Below are 15,053 nucleotides of genomic sequence, written 5' to 3'. Positions count from 1 at the left end.
AGGGGGCACTGATGCTGGAGGTCCGCCGCCTCGTGCTGCTGCGTGAGCTGTCCATCCGCGGCACCCTCTCCGCCGTGGCCCGGGCCATGAACCTGGCCCCCTCCTCCGTCTCCGAACAGCTGTCCCTGCTGGAGCGGGAGACCAAGACACAGCTGCTGCGCCGGGTCGGCCGGAACGTGCAACTCACGGAGGCGGCGCTGGCCCTGGTCAGCCGGGTGGAGCCGATCCTCGATGCCCTCGAGGAGGCGGAGACGGCTCTGACGTCCGCGGGCGGCGCCATCAGCGGCCGGGTCCGGCTGGCCGCCTTCCAGTCCGCGGCCCTGACCGTGGTCCCCACCGCGCTGACCCGCCTGCGCACCCAGCATCCCGAGCTGCGGTTGGAGCTGGTCCACTACGAGCCGGAGCAGGCCCTGCACGAGGCCTGGGTGCGGGACTTCGATGTGGTGGTCGCCGAGCAGTACCCCGGGCATTCCGCACCTCACTGGCCCGGCTTGGACCGCCGCCAGCTGCTGCAGGACGAACTGCAGCTGGCCGTGCCGGCCGATCTCACGGTGGAGGGCGGGCCGCTGCCACCCGGCGGGGAGTTGGCAGCACTCTTGAGACACCGGCCGCTGCCCTGGGTGATGGAACCGCATGGCACGGCCACCCGGCACTGGGCCGAGCAGCTGATCCGCTCCGCCGGTCACGAGCCGGATGTCCGCTTCGTCTCGGCGGACCTGCAGGCGCACGTGAGGCTCGTGGAGTCCGGCAACGCGGTGGCCCTGCTGCCGGGGCTGACCCTCGTGGACCATGCGGCCCGCCTGCGCCGGATCCCCCTGGCCGGGCGTCCCCTGCGCACCGTCTTCACCTCGATCCGGTCCTCGTCCGCCCGGTCTCCGGCCGTCGTCGCCGTCCGGGAGGCGCTGGAGGCGGCCGTGGGCCGGCTGGATATGAGAACGGACCCATAACGAACCGGCCGGGACCGGGCGTTCCGGGGTGGGGGCCTTGCGCCCTCGCTTAGCATGGGGAGGTCGGAGATCGGCCCACCACGCTGTAGCGAAGGTCAGGACTGATGCCCGGAACACCCGTGATGCAGCTGAGGAGAGGGAGCCATGCGCCAGGACCCGCAGACACTGCCGCGGGCTGAGGCGTCGGCGGACCTGTCCACGGCGCTCTGGCACCTGCCCGCGGACACCGAGCCGCAGGAACGGCTGTGGATGGCCTTCCCCCGTGACTACGCGCAGATGGGCTCCTCGCTCTGGGAACTCTCCGGGGCCCGGCGGGCCTGGACCCGGGTGGCGCACGCGGTCATGGACTATGAGCCGGTCACCCTGCTGGTGGATCCGGCGGACCGGCAGATCGTGCACACCTACGTGGACCCCATGATCCCGGTGGTGCCGCTCACCATGGACAACCCCTTCCTCGGCCTCACGGGCCCGACCTTCACCCTCGGTCCCGTGGACGGAGGGACCGGCCACCGGGCGCTCGGGATGATCGACTGGGTCTTCAACGGCTTCGGCCGGCGCCCCGGCATGGACTACCAGCTGGATGATGTGGCCGGCGGGACAATTGCCGACCTGACCGGCGCCAGACGCCAGCTCTCCCTCCTGGTCAACGAGGGCGGGGCGTTCATCACGGACGGTGAGGGCACCCTGATCGCCTCCGAGTCCGTGCTGTTGGACCCGGCCCGCAACGGCGGCTGGTCCCGCGCGCACATCGAGGCCGAGTTCACCCGCTACACGGACATCCGCAAGATCATCTGGCTGCCCGGCGGGCTGACCCGGGACCGGGGCCGCTTCGGCTTCGGTGGTCACATCGACCAACTCGTGGCCTTCGCCTCCCCCTCCGTGGTGCTGCTGCACTGGCAGGAGAACCCCGCGCACCCGGACCACGAGGTCTCCGTCCACACGCTCGAGATCCTGCAGAACGAGACGGACGCGCGCGGCCGCCCGTTGAACGTGGCCACCGTGACGGCTCCCCTGGCCGGCCAGGACGAGCGCGGCCCGCTGGCTTGGTCCTACGTCAACGTGCTGCCCGTGAACGGCGCCGTGGTGGTGCCCTCCTTCGAGGACCCGCACGACGACGGCGCCCACCAGCTGCTGCAGGCCGCCTTCCCAGGGCGCACGGTGGTGCCCATCCCCGCACAGCGGCTGTACCGGCGCGGCGTCGGCATCCGGCAGGTGGCCCTCCCCCAGCCCTCCCGCCAGGGCTGAAGCCGCCGCTTCCACGGCTCCACGGCTCCACGGCTCACTGCGTCGCGGCGACATGGCCCGCCGCTTCCCCTCCCTGGCCACACCGATCCTGCCGCGCCACAGCGGCCCAACAGCCCAGCCACACTGATCCTGCCGCGCTACAGCAATTATCGCTGTGGCTCGGCAGGAAGACTGTGGCGTGAAATTCGGCTCCGGCCCACCCGATGGCCTCGAGGCCAGCTGCCCTCCTCCACACCGGACCGTCTTCGGCACGGGCTCCACAGATGGGCACTACGCCTGCACGCTGTGGCTGCTTCTCCGGGTGGAGTGGACGTCATGGATTCCCCGGAACCGGCCCCGTTGCCTCTACACCCGTTGCCCACCCACCCCGTCAGCCACACGGGTCCCGGTGCCTTCAGGGCGTGGGACATCCCGCTGATGCTGTCCTCGGCAGAGCGATCGGAGGTGGATTGGGGGCACCAGCTGCACCGGTCCGCAGCTATGGGAACGGCGATTCGGCTCCGCCCCGGTGCATTCGCCGAGGCCACCAGCTGGAACAGGGCCTTTTCCCGTGAGCGGCATCTCGCCTCGGCCCTCTCCATCGCCATGACGTCACGGAAGCCGCCGGTGTTCGCGCGGGAGCGCTCATGCTCCACCGGCTCCCCCTGAACAGAATCCCCACAGTGGTGAAGCTCCGGGCTTCCAGCGTCGGCGCCGCCGGGACCATTCAACGACTGCAGCCCGAGGCTTCGAAACGGCCGCTGTTCGAGGAACGCCGGTTGGTCTATCCGAAGGCATGGGCGGACTCAACCTACGCGGACCGTCCTGCCGCCTCGCTACTCATCGATGGCGAGGTCGCGCTCCGCGTCGAAGACCTCCAGCTGGCCCTGGCCGACGGCCTTCCCCATATGACTCCGGGCAGCGCCATCATGGTGGCCGATGCCGTACTCAGCGGCAGGCGTCTCGCCGACGACGGCAAACATCCCTTCATGGCCACCCCCATGGGGAGCAAGGAGTTTCTCGGACTGGCCGACCTCTGTCTGACCCAGAAGGCCAGGACAGCCTTCCGATGGATCGCCGGTTTCGCCTCGCCGCTGTCAGAGTCTCCGGGCGAATCGCTGAGCAGGGTCTGCATCGACGAGCTGGGGTTCCACCCACCTGAGCTCCAACACAAGATCCATGATGCCCACGGGAAGCTCCTGGGGATCGTCGATTTCTGGTGGAAGGAGCTGCGGCTGGCGGGCGAGTTCGATGGCAAGCGGAAGTACACCGGCGGGGCCAGTTATTCCGGGAGGGACATCGACGACGTGATCCGCGAGGAGAAACTGAGGATGGAACGCATCCAGGAGGAGGGGATTCGTGTCGTCCGCTGGATGTGGAGCGACCTGACCACGCCGCAACGACTCGCGGCGAAACTGGTCCGAGTCGGCGTCCCCCGCGCTGTCGTCGGCCACCAGCGCTTCAACCACAACCATCCAGCCCGGTCATAGAAACCCGTCGGGCCAGCCACAGTCATCCTGCCGAGCTACAGCAATTATCGCTGTGGCTCGGCAGGATGCCAGTGGCCCGCCGCAAGAGGGTGGCTCGGCAGGATGCCTGTGGCCCGGCGCAAGAGGGTGGCTCGGCAGGATAGCTGTGGCCCGGCGCATGAGGGTGACTCGGCAGGATAGCTGTGGCCCCGGCGCATGAGGGTGGTTCGTGTGCGGGCGGTGACGTGGGCCTGCAGCCAACCGCAGCCGGTCAGTCGGCTTCGGGGCTGAACAGCTCGCGGACGTCGTCGGCGGTGATGGTGGAGGAGAAGGCGGCATCCCCGTCCGTCAACGAGGAGAACAGGGCGGCCTTCTTCTGCTGCAGGGCCAGCACCTTCTCCTCGATCGTGCCCTCGGCCACCATGCGGTAGACCATCACGGTGCGGTCCTGCCCGATCCGGTGCGCACGGTCCACGGCCTGGGCCTCGGTGGCGGGGTTCCACCACGGGTCCAGCAGGAACACGTAGTCGGCCTCGGTCAGGGTCAGGCCGAAGCCACCGGCCTTGAGGCTGATGAGGAAGGCCGGCGCCGTCCCGGTCTTGAACTCATCGATCACCTTCGCCCGGTTCCGCGTGGAGCCGTCCAGGTAGGCGAAGGCCACCCCCCGGTCCGCCAGGGCGTCCCCCACCCGCGTGAGGAAGGAGGTGAACTGGCTGAAGATGATGACCCGGTGTCCCTCCGAGACGATCTCCTCGAGCTGGCCCATCAGCGCCTCCATCTTTGAGGACGGCACGGAGGCGTACTTCTCATCCACGATCGCCGGGTCCAGGGCCAGCATCCGGAGCAGCGTCAGCGATTTGAAGATGACGAAGCGGTTCTCCTCCATGTTCTCCAGCAGGCCCAGGACCTTGCGGCGTTCGCGCTGCAGCACCTGGTCGTAGAGCCGCCGGTGCTTGGGCACCAGCTCCACGTGGCTGACCTGTTCCTGCTTCGGGGGCAGGTCCGAGGCCACGAGGGCCTTGGTCCGGCGCAGCATGAACGGTCGGATCCGGCGCCGCAGCCGGGCCATCCGCCGCGCAGCGAGGCGGCGGCCGTCGTCGGAGGAGTCCGGCGATTCGATCGGTTTGGTGTACTCGGCACGGAACACCGTGGGCGAGGGAAACAGTCCCGAGGCGGTCAAGGAGAGCAGCGCCCACAGGTCGGACAGCGAGTTCTCCATGGGCGTTCCCGTGATCGCCAGCCGGAACGGCGCCCGGATGGCCTTGGCCGCCTGGTGCGCCTTCGCAGCCCGGTTCTTCACGAACTGCGCCTCGTCCAGCACCAGCCCGTCCCACTCCAGTTCCGTGAACTGATCCGAGTCCAGGCGCAGCAGGGTGTAGCTGGTGACCACGACGTCGGCCCCGGCCACCTCGGCGGCGACGCGCGTGCCGCGCTTGGCTGCGGTGGTGTCCAGCACGCGCAGCTCCAGCCCCGGTGCGAAGCGCTCCGCTTCGTCCTTCCAGACGGACAGGACCGAGGACGGCGCGACCACCAGGAACGGCGGCGCCACCAGAGGGGCCGGCTCGGGCTCACCGTGGAGCTGTGCGTACTGGGCGGCCATGGCGTCATGGACGTGCTCGCTGGGACCGGGACGGCTCAGGTCCCGTGCCCGGAGCATCAGCGCCAGCGTCTGGATCGTCTTGCCCAGGCCCATGTCGTCGGCCAGGATCCCGCCGAGGTGGTGGTCGTAGAGGAATGACAGCCAGGCGAAGCCCTCGAGCTGATACGGACGCAAGGTGGCGTCCAGGCCCACCGGGACGGCCGGCGTCGTGATCTCGGAGAGGTCTTTCAGGGCACCGACGGACTCGCGCCAGGCCACCGCCTCCACCGCCTCGTGGGCGAGGTCCTCGAACTCCTCCCACAAGGCCACGTCATACTTGTTGATCCGCGGGGCGTCCGGCTTCCACTCCCCCATGGCCTCGGCCTCGGAGATGAGCTCACGCAGACGGTTCAGGCCCGGGTTGTCCAGGGAGAAGTAGGTGCCGTCGTTCAGCAGGAGGGTCTTCTTGCCCTGTGCCAGGGCCTTGAACACGGCGGTGAAGGGGATGAGCTGGCCGTTCACGGTGATCTCGAAGCCGAGGTCGAACCAGTCGTTGTCCTGGGGGTTGGCGGCCTGGACCTGGGTGACGCGGACCTGGGGGTCATCCGTCAGCTCGCGGTAATCCGGACGCGTGCCGTGTTCCACCACCATGACGTGGTCCAGCTTCTGAAGCTCCGGCAGCACGTACTCCACGAATCGGGCGGTGTCCGCCCCGTGCAGGTGCGTGTTGCGGATGTAGCCGGGCAGCACGGTCACGCCGTCCGTGGCCTGCTCTGCCGTGGCGCGGACGGATTCCAGCACCGCGTCCTCGTGGTCGATGTCCCGGTCCACGTCCACCCCCCGGGCCCGGCCCGTGTAGCCGGTGGGCGACCATCCGCCCCGGGTGTGGGAGCGCCGGTGCTCCACGGGCAGCTCCCGTCGGGGCCCCCAGTAGAGCCAGGACCACTCCAGGGCGGTCTCGTGGTGACGGCGGTGGGTGACGGAGAGCTGCAGCTGGGGCGCCGGCACCTCGGGGAAGGACACCGTGCCGTCCGTGCTGTCCACCGGCAGGATGCGGGACAGCCGCGGGTAGACGTCGTAGAAGAACTCCTCGGACTCCGCCTTCGGGATCCGCAGCGGCTCGGGCTGGGCGAGCAGGTCCAACACGGCGCGCGGGACGGTCTCGGCCGCCGGGACGAGCGTCAGCCGCACGGGGGTGAGACGCCGGGAGGAGTCACTGAGTACCTCGGTGGCCACGAACCCGCCGGAGCCGGCCGCCCGCGCACCGGGGACCACCTGCCCGCCGGATTCCACCACCGGCGTCACGGCGAGGTCCGCCTCCGGGCCGCTCACGTCCAGCCGGACGGTGGCGGGTTCGGCGAGCAGCACCTCACTGACGATCCCCTGGCCCACGAACTCGACGCCCGCCTGCTGCGCACGGACCAGCAGCTGCCAGGCGGCGGGCCCGGTGAGGGTGTCCAGCCGGATCGTCTCGTCGGATCCGTATCCGTGGGAGGGCGGCCGCTCCGCCAGGTGGAGGCGGTAGAGCTGCCCGAGCAGTTCCACCTGCTCCTCCCGCAACTGGTGGCGCAGCCCCCCGTACTGGAACTTCTTCCAGGTCAGTCCGCCCTTGATCCAGTTGTTCCGGGTGCCACGGCGCATCGGCCGCAACTGCACGTGCAGTGCGGCCCCCTCCTGGACGTCCGCCACGGAGGCCTCACCGGCACCCCAACGGCGGCGCATCTGGCTGCGCGGCTCGGCCAGTAGCTCCACCCCGATCCCCACCGGCTCCTGGGCCTGTGGCTCGTCCTGCTGACCGGTGAGCTCACCGAGTACCGAGCGCCAGTCCGCCGGCTGCTGGCCCGGACCCGCGCCTCCGGGCGAGGACATCAGGGCGCCGTCCGTGAAGCGCTCCACCTCGCCCCAGCCCCGGGGCTCAGGGGCGGCGTCCCCTGCGAACATCCCGTCCGGCGCCATGCCCCCCGGACCGCCCGGCCCGCCGAGGTGCTCGCGGATCGCTTGCGTGGTGGCGGCGTAGAGCAGTGCGGCGGCGTGCTTGCAGTCGTTGCGGACCGGACACGTACAGCCGCCACGCAGCGGGGTCCAGTGCCGGGGCAGGACCTGGGAGGGCGCCTTGCCGGGAACCAGGAGGACGAAGGTCTCATAGGGCAGCGGTTCGTTGCCCTGCACCTCGCCGAACAGCGTGGCCGGGGACCGGTCGGTGGCGGCGGCCCCGTCCGTGGGCTCCCAGATGAAACCCGAGACGGCCCCCTGCCGCGCGTAGGCCTTGCCGCGGTCAGCCGCCTGGGAGCCGACCAACCGGGAGATGTCCTGGTCGGCGATGTAGGGCAAGGAGGAGGAACCGCGCATCAGACCATCGTTTCACGCCCTGCGGACAGCGGGAGCCGGTGTCCACAGGGCTGGTCGACCGACACCCCCACCGGGATGGGTAGTTGTCCCCATCGCGGGCCCGAGCTGCGTCAGAATAGGCTGGCGGACGGCAACGGTGAGCGAGCTGACTGACCATGGTCAGCGCTCCAGGGGAGAACAGAGGACAAAGGGCGATATGGCGATCAATGGCTGGACGGTGGACGCAGCGGGCACCCGAGGCGTCATCACCAAGACCTTGGTACCCATTGACGATCTGCCCGGTTGCGCAGATGACATGGTGACCGCATTCAGCGATGCGGCAACTGCCTGTGATCATGTGGCGATCGGCTCCATGCTGGACACCGTGCTGCAGACCTTCGTCAGCCCGCTCTACGACGCCTCCTACAACGCCGGCAACTACGTCTTGGTCAAGTTGGAGGAGGCCGTGCGGGCCTACGTCAATTCCGACGAACAAATGGGCACGGACGCGCTGGCCTCCATGGATGACATCCCGAGGGGTGAGGACTGACCATGACGGTCTACACGGATGCACTGCCGGAGAAACTCCCGGACACCGCGGCCATCACGACGGCCGCCGAGGACATCACCACCCAGGCAGAGAAGGCCAGCACCTTGGTCGGCGATGCTCAGACAGAGCTGTCCGGCGTCGGGAGCGTATTCAACACCCCTGATACCGCCACGGTGGAATCGGCGATGAACACGCTCGTCAAGCCTTTCACCGACGACATCACCACGTCGATCGGCCCGGTCACCACGGGGCTGGACAATTTCGCCTCGGACATCGACAATCTCAAGGCCCGCTACGATCGGGTCCGCGAGGACGTCTCCGAGCACAATGACTGGCAGCGCCCTCCGGAAGATGATCCCCACCGGGCGACCTACGACCAGCAGGAAACTGACCTGGCGGCGGAGGTCCAGGCCGTTGGGCAGCTGTACGACGAGGCCGTGGAACGGTGCGAGAAGAAGGTCCGGGACGGCACTCCCTCCCCGGTCCCGGGGTTCCCCATCTCCGCCGGCGTCACCTTCGGCGTCGGCGTGGGTTTGACGACCACCGAGACGTGGTTCAAGTCCAAGGTGAAGTTCGTGCGGGTCCGCAACGGTCGGATCAACCTCCAGGTGTCCCAGCCCATCCCGCGCAAGGGCCACAAGATCTCCACGAAGGTCATGTCCAAGCTGGGCATGCCGGATTCCTATGTCAACAAGTATGCGAACGTCTTCGACCCGGAGACCGGGAAGAGACTGTCGGTCGCCGACTGGGAAAAAGCCGTGGACAAGGTGGATCCCAAGTCTGCCTTGGGCATAATGTTCGCCCGCAGCCCCTGGCTGAAACGGCGCTTCAAGGACGCCCACGTCAGTATCGAACGCACGAACCTCCCGAACGGCAAGGTCAAAGCCAATGGCTCCGCGCGCATCATCGCGGAGGATCCCAAGGGAGTCCCTCCCAAGGCCCACGGCAAGAATCGGAACAAGACCCTCAAGCACGCCGACGCGGGCAAGTGGGGCAAGGCGGCGAAGGCCGCGAAATGGGGCGGGCGTGGGCTGGGCGCCCTCGGTTTCGCCGGCTCTGCCATGGACGGTTACAACAAATCCGTTGAGCGCAACCCAACGGCGAGTACGGGCGAACACGTCAAGAACGCGGCCGTCGACGCCACCATCGAGACCGGTGCCAGCGCCGTGGGTGCCAAGGTGGGCGGCGTGGTCGGCCGTTCAGCCGGTGCCGCGATCGGGCAGGCCATCATCCCGATCCCCGGTGTCGGAGCAGCCGTGGGTGCTGTTGCCGGCGGATTCCTCGGGAACGTCGTCGGCGGCTTCGTCGGCGGACAGGTCGGCAAGGGCATCAACGCCTTCCGGCACAGTGACGGAGACTCATTCGGTGAGAAGGCCAAGGACTTCGTGGGAGGCTTGTTCTCGTGAGGGTCAGCCTCCCGGAAGCATCTCGTTCCACCGTGACGTGGAGCTGAACCCCAGGGATGGATCCACTGGGCCGCGGAGGACGAACGAGTGGAGGGTAGGCGTTGAACGAGGACGATCTGGTGGAGAACGACGTCTTCATGTCCGTGGTGACATGGTTGCTCCAATACGGGCTCGTCATCATCGGCGCTGCCATCACGCTCGCCGGAGTACTGGCATGGTCCGGCCGTTGGCGTTCATGGGCGAGGCAGAAGACCTACGGCATGCTCACGCGGGTCCCCACCAGGTACACCTTGGGACTGGCTTTTCTGGGCCCCGGCATCATCTTCATCAGCCTCGGAATCTTTGCCGACCTGGGAATCATCCCCGGGTCGGACGACGTCTACGACGTGATCGGTGCGGCACTCATCTTCGTCAGCCTGATCGGGGTGTTCTGGTGGCCGGCCGCGCTGACACCGCGGTGGTACCGCGACTGGCTGACGTGGGGCGGCCCCCAGGAGACTGACCCCTGGCCCACGGACAAGGAACGAGCGGAAGGACGGCGTTGAGAGACTCAGCAGGTGCCGGCGAGACACCCGGAAACACCGTGAGGGGGCGGCAGAACGTCCTTGCCCTCGACGTCCCGCCGCGCATGACGGCGATCGTGGACGAGAGCGAGGACCCGTTGCCGGTGGAGCTGATAGCCGCCGTCAACACGCGTGAGGGCTACACTCCCACGCTCGTGGCCACCGTCTTCGGCTACGAGGGGAGCCAGCCTCTCTTCACCCGATCGGCGTTGGAGGGCCTGGAGCGCGATCTCGTGTCCCCGCACATCATCGGCGTGGCTGACTGGGAGCCTCCCGCCTCCTGGAATGCGCAGGAGACCGGCTGCGTCATCGACTACACCCAGACCACGGGCGAGGACGAGCGAGTCGTCTTCGGACGTGACTACCTGGCGGTGGCCCAGGGGTGGGCCATCCAGGTCACCACCACCTCCACCCCACAGGACCGGTTCATCATGGACGCCCTCCTCGAGGAGGGCATCCGTGGTCTGTCCATACTGCGCACCCCGACCTCCCAGGACGCTGTCACCGTCCTCGCGGGTTCGGTGCCGTTGGGGACCTCGGCCACAGGGCACCAGAACCGCATCGATCTGGGGCCATGGCGGGAGCGTGCCGCATGGACAAGGCCGGAAGCCGTGAGCCTGCAGCCGGACACCCTGGAGGTCCTGGCATCCATGGATCTCGAAGACCCCGTCCTCCCGGACGACGCGGACCTGCTCCGAGACCTCACAGGGGCAGAACTCCTCGGGCCCGGCGGACTTTCCGGCGACGCGCTCTTCCTCTCGGAGGTCCTGCAGGTGGCCGACGCCGGACTCTCGGTGACCATGTACCGTGACGGACGCCAATCTGCCCTGACCTGCGCCATGTTCGGGGAGACCACCGCCGTGCTGTGGGGGCCCAGCTACGGCCAGCTCGCCTATGGCCATCCGGGGGAGGCCTCGGAGCGCCGGTCGGGGGCAGCCGTCATCCCTACGGCAGAACTCAGCTCGACCGTGTGTGGATGGCTCGGACTCGGCCCGGCGTGGACCGACGACGAGTCCCCCGTGCTGACCTCACCCGACCTGGTGGACCGCATCGTGTCTGGCGATACAGTGCGCCTCGAGGCGTTCGACCCCGATACATCACTGTACTTGTGGCACATCAATACCTGGGCGGGCGAACGGTCCCTGGATGATGCCTTCGCCCTCAATGCCGGTCCACGTGGACACTTCCAAGTCCGAGCGGACACTGCGAATGCCGACTCGATCGTGCTGTGGCCCGCCGACTCGTCCTGGCTGTACCGCATGATCGAGGACCGGGTGCAGGCCGCCTTCTTCGGCCGCCCGGTCACCCTGGACGCCTAGGTGTCTTGAGCTTCGCCTGATTCCCGACGACGGCCGGCCGGCTCGGCCTGCACCCTCCCGGCAGCCTGGGGAGACCCGGACGCCTCAGAGCCATCGGTCCCCGTCTCGGTCTCCGTCTCCGCTGCCGGCCCAGCCACAGCCCCGGCCGGCGCTTCCACGGAACCTGCCGAGGCCGCCGTCGTACCCCTGGCCCTGGTCATCCGCGCCTCCATGCCCTTGAGGTCCGAGGCGATGAAGGAGTTGATCCAGCGTGACTGCGGATCGGCGTCGATCATGAGGGCCTTCAACAACAGGGTGGCGGGCAGGGCGAGGATGGCGCCGAGCGGGCCGAGGATCCACGCCCAGAACAGCAGGGACAGGAAGGACACGGTGGGGATCACGCCCACGGACTCCCCCGTGAACTTCGGCTGGATGATGGCCTGGATGACGAAGTTCAACACGGAGTAGGCGGCGACCACGGCGAAGAACGCACCCCAGCCGCCCTCCACCAGGCCGAGCAGGGCGGGCGGGACCATGCCGATGATGAAGCCGACGTTCGGGATGTAGTTCGTCAGGAAGCTCAGCACGCCCCACACCCAGATCATCGGCACCCCGATGATGGCGAGCGCGGCCACGTCCAGCGCCGCCACGATCAGACCGAAGATGGTGGTGACGACCCAGTACCGGCGCACCCCGTCCGCGAAGGCGGTCAGTGCGGTGCCGAGCTCGTACTTGGCGGTGTTCAGCAGGGCCATCCGGCGGTCCACGGCCACGGAGTCCATGGCCAGGAAGAACACGGTCATGACCACGGTGGCCAACAGCCCCAGGATGGCGGTGACGTTGGAGAGCAGCGCCGTGACGATCCCGGTGACGGTGGACACCACGGTGGACATGTTCAGTCCGGAGAGCTGTTCCAGCATCATGTCCGGGGTGACCCCGAAGCTGCCGATCCACGTGATCATGCTGTTGTAGATCTCGTTGAACTGCTGCGCGTACTGGGGCAGGGCCAACACCAGTTCGGAGGCGGACCAGAGGACCAGCCCCATGAACACCAGCAGGACGACCACCACCACGGCCACCGTCACCGTGGCCCCGAGGAAGCGGTGCACGCCCTGCCGGATCAGCCAGGCCTGCAGCGGATAGGCGATGATCACCAGGTTCAGCCCGAGGAACACCGGACCCACGATCGCCTGCAGCCCCTGCACGAACTCCAGCGTGATCACCAGGCCCGCCAGACTCAACACGATCACCAGGAACCGCGGCCAGGTGCGGTGCACGGTCGAGTCGGGGGTCACGCCGGGGCTCCGGTCCGCGGCTGTTGCAGTATCCACGTCCGTGAGTCTACGGCGGCCCCTGGACGCCGTACCCTCCGGGGCCACCCTGATCCCTCCCTGATCCCTCCCCGATCCGCCCCTGAACCGAATAGTCTGGGAGCATGATCCGCCACGAGACGATCCAGGACTACGTGGACCGGCTGGCCTCCGGCAAGCCCACCCCCGGTGGGGGTGCGACCGGGGCCCTGTTGCTGGCCCAGGGTGCCGGACTGCTGGCCATGGCCGCCCGGTTCAGCAGCCACGAGGAACTCGCCGGCCAAGCCACCACCCTCGCCTCCCACGCCTTGTCCGTGTCCGACGACGACGAGCAGGCCTTCGCCGGCGTGGCCGAGGCCTTCGGCCTACCCCGGGACACGGACGGGCAGGAACAGGAACGGTCGGAGCGCATCCAGCAGGAGACGGCGGCTGCCGCCGGCCCCCCGCAGGCGCTGGTCGCCGCCAGCCGCGAGGCGTTGACCATCGCGGAGCAGATCCTCGCGGACTGCAACGCGACCGTGCTCAGCGACGTGGGCGCCGGCACGGCCGCCGTGCGGGGCACGCTGATCGCGGCGGCGCTGACCCTGGAGACCGATCTGGCGCCCCTCAAGGACGAGGAGGCCCGGGCCCGCATCCGCCGAGACATCGAGGACGCCGGCACCCTGGTCACGCGTGCCGATGAGATCGTCGACCGGGTGCGCGAGCGCATCCGGGGGTAGTCGCGGTGCCGGGTCGGTTGCCCTGGGCGGTTGCGGAGCAGCCGTCACCGCAACCCCGGTCCCCCACCGACGACGCCGGCCCGCAGCACCCGCTGGACGGTCGGGTCCGTGGGGCGCAGGTCGCGCCCGGTCACCGGAACCGTCCCGGTGGTCATGACCTCCCGGCGCGGGATGGTGAGCATGGCGTAGAGCACGGCGAGACCGAGTAGCACGGCGGAGCCGATGAAGACCACCGGCAGTCCGAGGCGTTCGCCCACGAACCCGCCGGCCACGGCTCCCAACGGCATGAGCCCGAACGCCAGGGTGCTCGTGGCCCCGTTGACACGCCCCAGCAGCCGGTTGGGGGTGAGACGCTGCATCAGGGTCATGGCCAGCACGTTGCCCGTCATGTTGCAGAAGCCGCTGAGGAACCAGGCGGCCAGCAGCACGTCCACGCGCGGGAACAGCACCGGCAGCACCAGCAACGGCACCTGCGCCATCCACCCGCCGAGCATGAGCGGCACCTCGGGCAGCCGGTTCTTCAGGGGCTCGATCACCACCGTCGCCAGGATGGCCCCGGCCGCCATCGCCACCATGGTCAGCGGGTACTGGCCCGCGGTGAGGCCGATCGCCGACCCCGGCCCGACCACCCACAGGATGAACACCGCCATATAGGCCGAGGACGCCAGATTGGCCACGGAGGCCATGATCGCCACCGGCCGCAGCACCGGGTGGCCGAACAGGAATCCGAGTCCCTGACGCACCTCGCGCAGCGCCCCGGTGCGTTCCGCGGGCACGACGCCGGCCGGGGACGTCTCGCCCTCGGCCCCGGTTCCGCTGGCCGCGGCGCCGGGCAGGGCGTCCCCGGGGCGGAACCTTCCGGTCAGACCGAGGGCGAGCAGCAGCACGGCCGCCACGCCCACGGCGGCTGCGGCACCGAACAGCCAGCCGGCTCCGGCCACCACGAGCAGGCCACCCACCGGCCGGCCGATGAAATCGTCGAACACCCGCTCGACCGCCATGGTGCGCCCGTTCGCGGCGGCCAACCGGGACCCGGGCACCAGCTGGGGCACGATCGTGCGGGCGGAGAGATCCACGACCACCTGGGTGAGCCCGTACAGGCCCATGAAGACGAGCAGCAGGACCAGGTTCAGGTGCCCGGTGGCGGCGAGGACCGAGACAACACCCACCAGGGCCACGCGCACCCCCAGGGCGGTCAGCCGCACGATCCGTCGGTCCAGACGGTCCACCAGGACCCCGGAGGCGAGCCCGAACAGCAACCACGGTAGCCAGAAGAGGGTGGAGAGCCAGGCGATCTCCTGCGGGGACCGGGTCAGCGAGACGGCCAGGAGCGGGACGCCCACCAGGACCATGCCGTCCACGAGATTGGACAGGGCCACGGTGGACAGGTGCACGTGGAAGGGCCGGCCGAGCCGCTCCGTTGGAGGAGCCGGACTGGTCGGCGTGGCGGCCGGGGTGTTGTCGGTGCCGACGGGCGTGGCGGCAGCCGTGGTGACCGTGCCGACGGGCGTGCCGACGGGCGTGCTGACCGGTCTGGTGGCCGAGGACGCCCCGGTGGAGAGGTGGGGCGTGTCAGAGGTGGTGCGCAACATGGTCCGCCGCCTTCGTAGACTGTTGCCAAGAGGAGTATGCAGAGGTTTCTCTGCATTAATGTCTATGC

12 protein-coding genes are annotated in these 15,053 nt (G+C 69.0%); 9 read left to right on the top strand and 3 right to left on the bottom strand.

Annotation, left to right across the window (positions count from 1 at the left end):
• Positions 1–11: 11 nt before the first annotated feature.
• The 4 genes from ACSU1G_RS22825 to ACSU1G_RS22810 all read left to right on the top strand — a co-directional run bounded on the left by ACSU1G_RS22825 (position 12) and on the right by ACSU1G_RS22810 (position 3,661).
• Positions 12–947, top strand: coding sequence for a LysR family transcriptional regulator (locus ACSU1G_RS22825; protein WP_439282317.1), 936 nt, complete (start codon positions 12–14; stop codon positions 945–947).
• A gap of 144 nt (positions 948–1,091) precedes the next feature.
• Positions 1,092–2,192, top strand: a complete 1,101-nt coding sequence (locus tag ACSU1G_RS22820) for an agmatine deiminase family protein (protein ID WP_439282316.1) — start codon at positions 1,092–1,094, stop codon at positions 2,190–2,192.
• 315 nt (positions 2,193–2,507) lie between these two features.
• Complete coding sequence (locus tag ACSU1G_RS22815) at positions 2,508–2,840, top strand: hypothetical protein (protein WP_439282315.1); 333 nt, start codon at positions 2,508–2,510, stop codon at positions 2,838–2,840.
• A gap of 14 nt (positions 2,841–2,854) precedes the next feature.
• Positions 2,855–3,661, top strand: a complete 807-nt coding sequence (locus ACSU1G_RS22810; protein ID WP_439282314.1) for a hypothetical protein — start codon at positions 2,855–2,857, stop codon at positions 3,659–3,661.
• Between the two features lie 250 nt (positions 3,662–3,911).
• Here the strand turns inward: ACSU1G_RS22810 and ACSU1G_RS22805 are convergent, their stop codons facing one another.
• A complete protein-coding gene (locus ACSU1G_RS22805; protein ID WP_439282313.1) occupies positions 3,912–7,568 on the bottom strand; it encodes a DEAD/DEAH box helicase in 3,657 nt (1,218 codons plus the stop codon).
• Between the two features lie 136 nt (positions 7,569–7,704).
• Here ACSU1G_RS22805 and ACSU1G_RS22800 point away from each other — a divergent pair, with 136 nt between their 5' ends.
• From ACSU1G_RS22800 to ACSU1G_RS22785, 4 genes are all read left to right on the top strand, one after another.
• Positions 7,705–8,097, top strand: a complete 393-nt coding sequence (locus ACSU1G_RS22800) for a hypothetical protein (RefSeq protein WP_439282312.1) — start codon at positions 7,705–7,707, stop codon at positions 8,095–8,097.
• A 2-nt stretch (positions 8,098–8,099) separates the two neighbouring features.
• Positions 8,100–9,503, top strand: coding sequence for a hypothetical protein (locus ACSU1G_RS22795; protein ID WP_439282311.1), 1,404 nt, complete (start codon positions 8,100–8,102; stop codon positions 9,501–9,503).
• A gap of 101 nt (positions 9,504–9,604) precedes the next feature.
• Entirely contained in the window at positions 9,605–10,048 is a 444-nt protein-coding gene (locus ACSU1G_RS22790; RefSeq protein WP_439282310.1) for a hypothetical protein, read from the top strand.
• Positions 10,045–11,385, top strand: a complete 1,341-nt coding sequence (locus ACSU1G_RS22785; protein WP_439282309.1) for a hypothetical protein — start codon at positions 10,045–10,047, stop codon at positions 11,383–11,385. Before ACSU1G_RS22790 ends, ACSU1G_RS22785 begins: the two co-directional genes overlap by 4 nt.
• Here ACSU1G_RS22785 and ACSU1G_RS22780 read toward each other — a convergent pair.
• On the bottom strand, positions 11,382–12,695 hold the full coding sequence (locus ACSU1G_RS22780) for an AI-2E family transporter (protein ID WP_439282308.1): 1,314 nt from the start codon (positions 12,693–12,695) through the stop codon (positions 11,382–11,384). The genes ACSU1G_RS22785 and ACSU1G_RS22780 overlap by 4 nt on opposite strands.
• Positions 12,696–12,799: 104 nt before the next feature.
• Between ACSU1G_RS22780 and ACSU1G_RS22775 the strand changes: the two genes are divergently transcribed.
• The gene (locus ACSU1G_RS22775) at positions 12,800–13,393 is read left to right on the top strand and encodes a cyclodeaminase/cyclohydrolase family protein (protein WP_439282307.1); all 594 of its coding nucleotides are present in this window, start codon (positions 12,800–12,802) and stop codon (positions 13,391–13,393) included.
• A gap of 44 nt (positions 13,394–13,437) precedes the next feature.
• On the opposite strand, the gene ACSU1G_RS22770 is transcribed toward ACSU1G_RS22775, so the two are convergent.
• Positions 13,438–14,985: an MFS transporter gene (locus tag ACSU1G_RS22770; protein ID WP_439282306.1), complete on the bottom strand. Its 1,548-nt coding sequence runs from the start codon at positions 14,983–14,985 to the stop codon at positions 13,438–13,440.
• Between the last annotated feature and the right edge of the window lie 68 nt (positions 14,986–15,053).

Source organism: Microbacterium sp. A93, from assembly GCF_051842835.1.
This window is presented reverse-complemented; position numbering and strand designations above follow the sequence as displayed.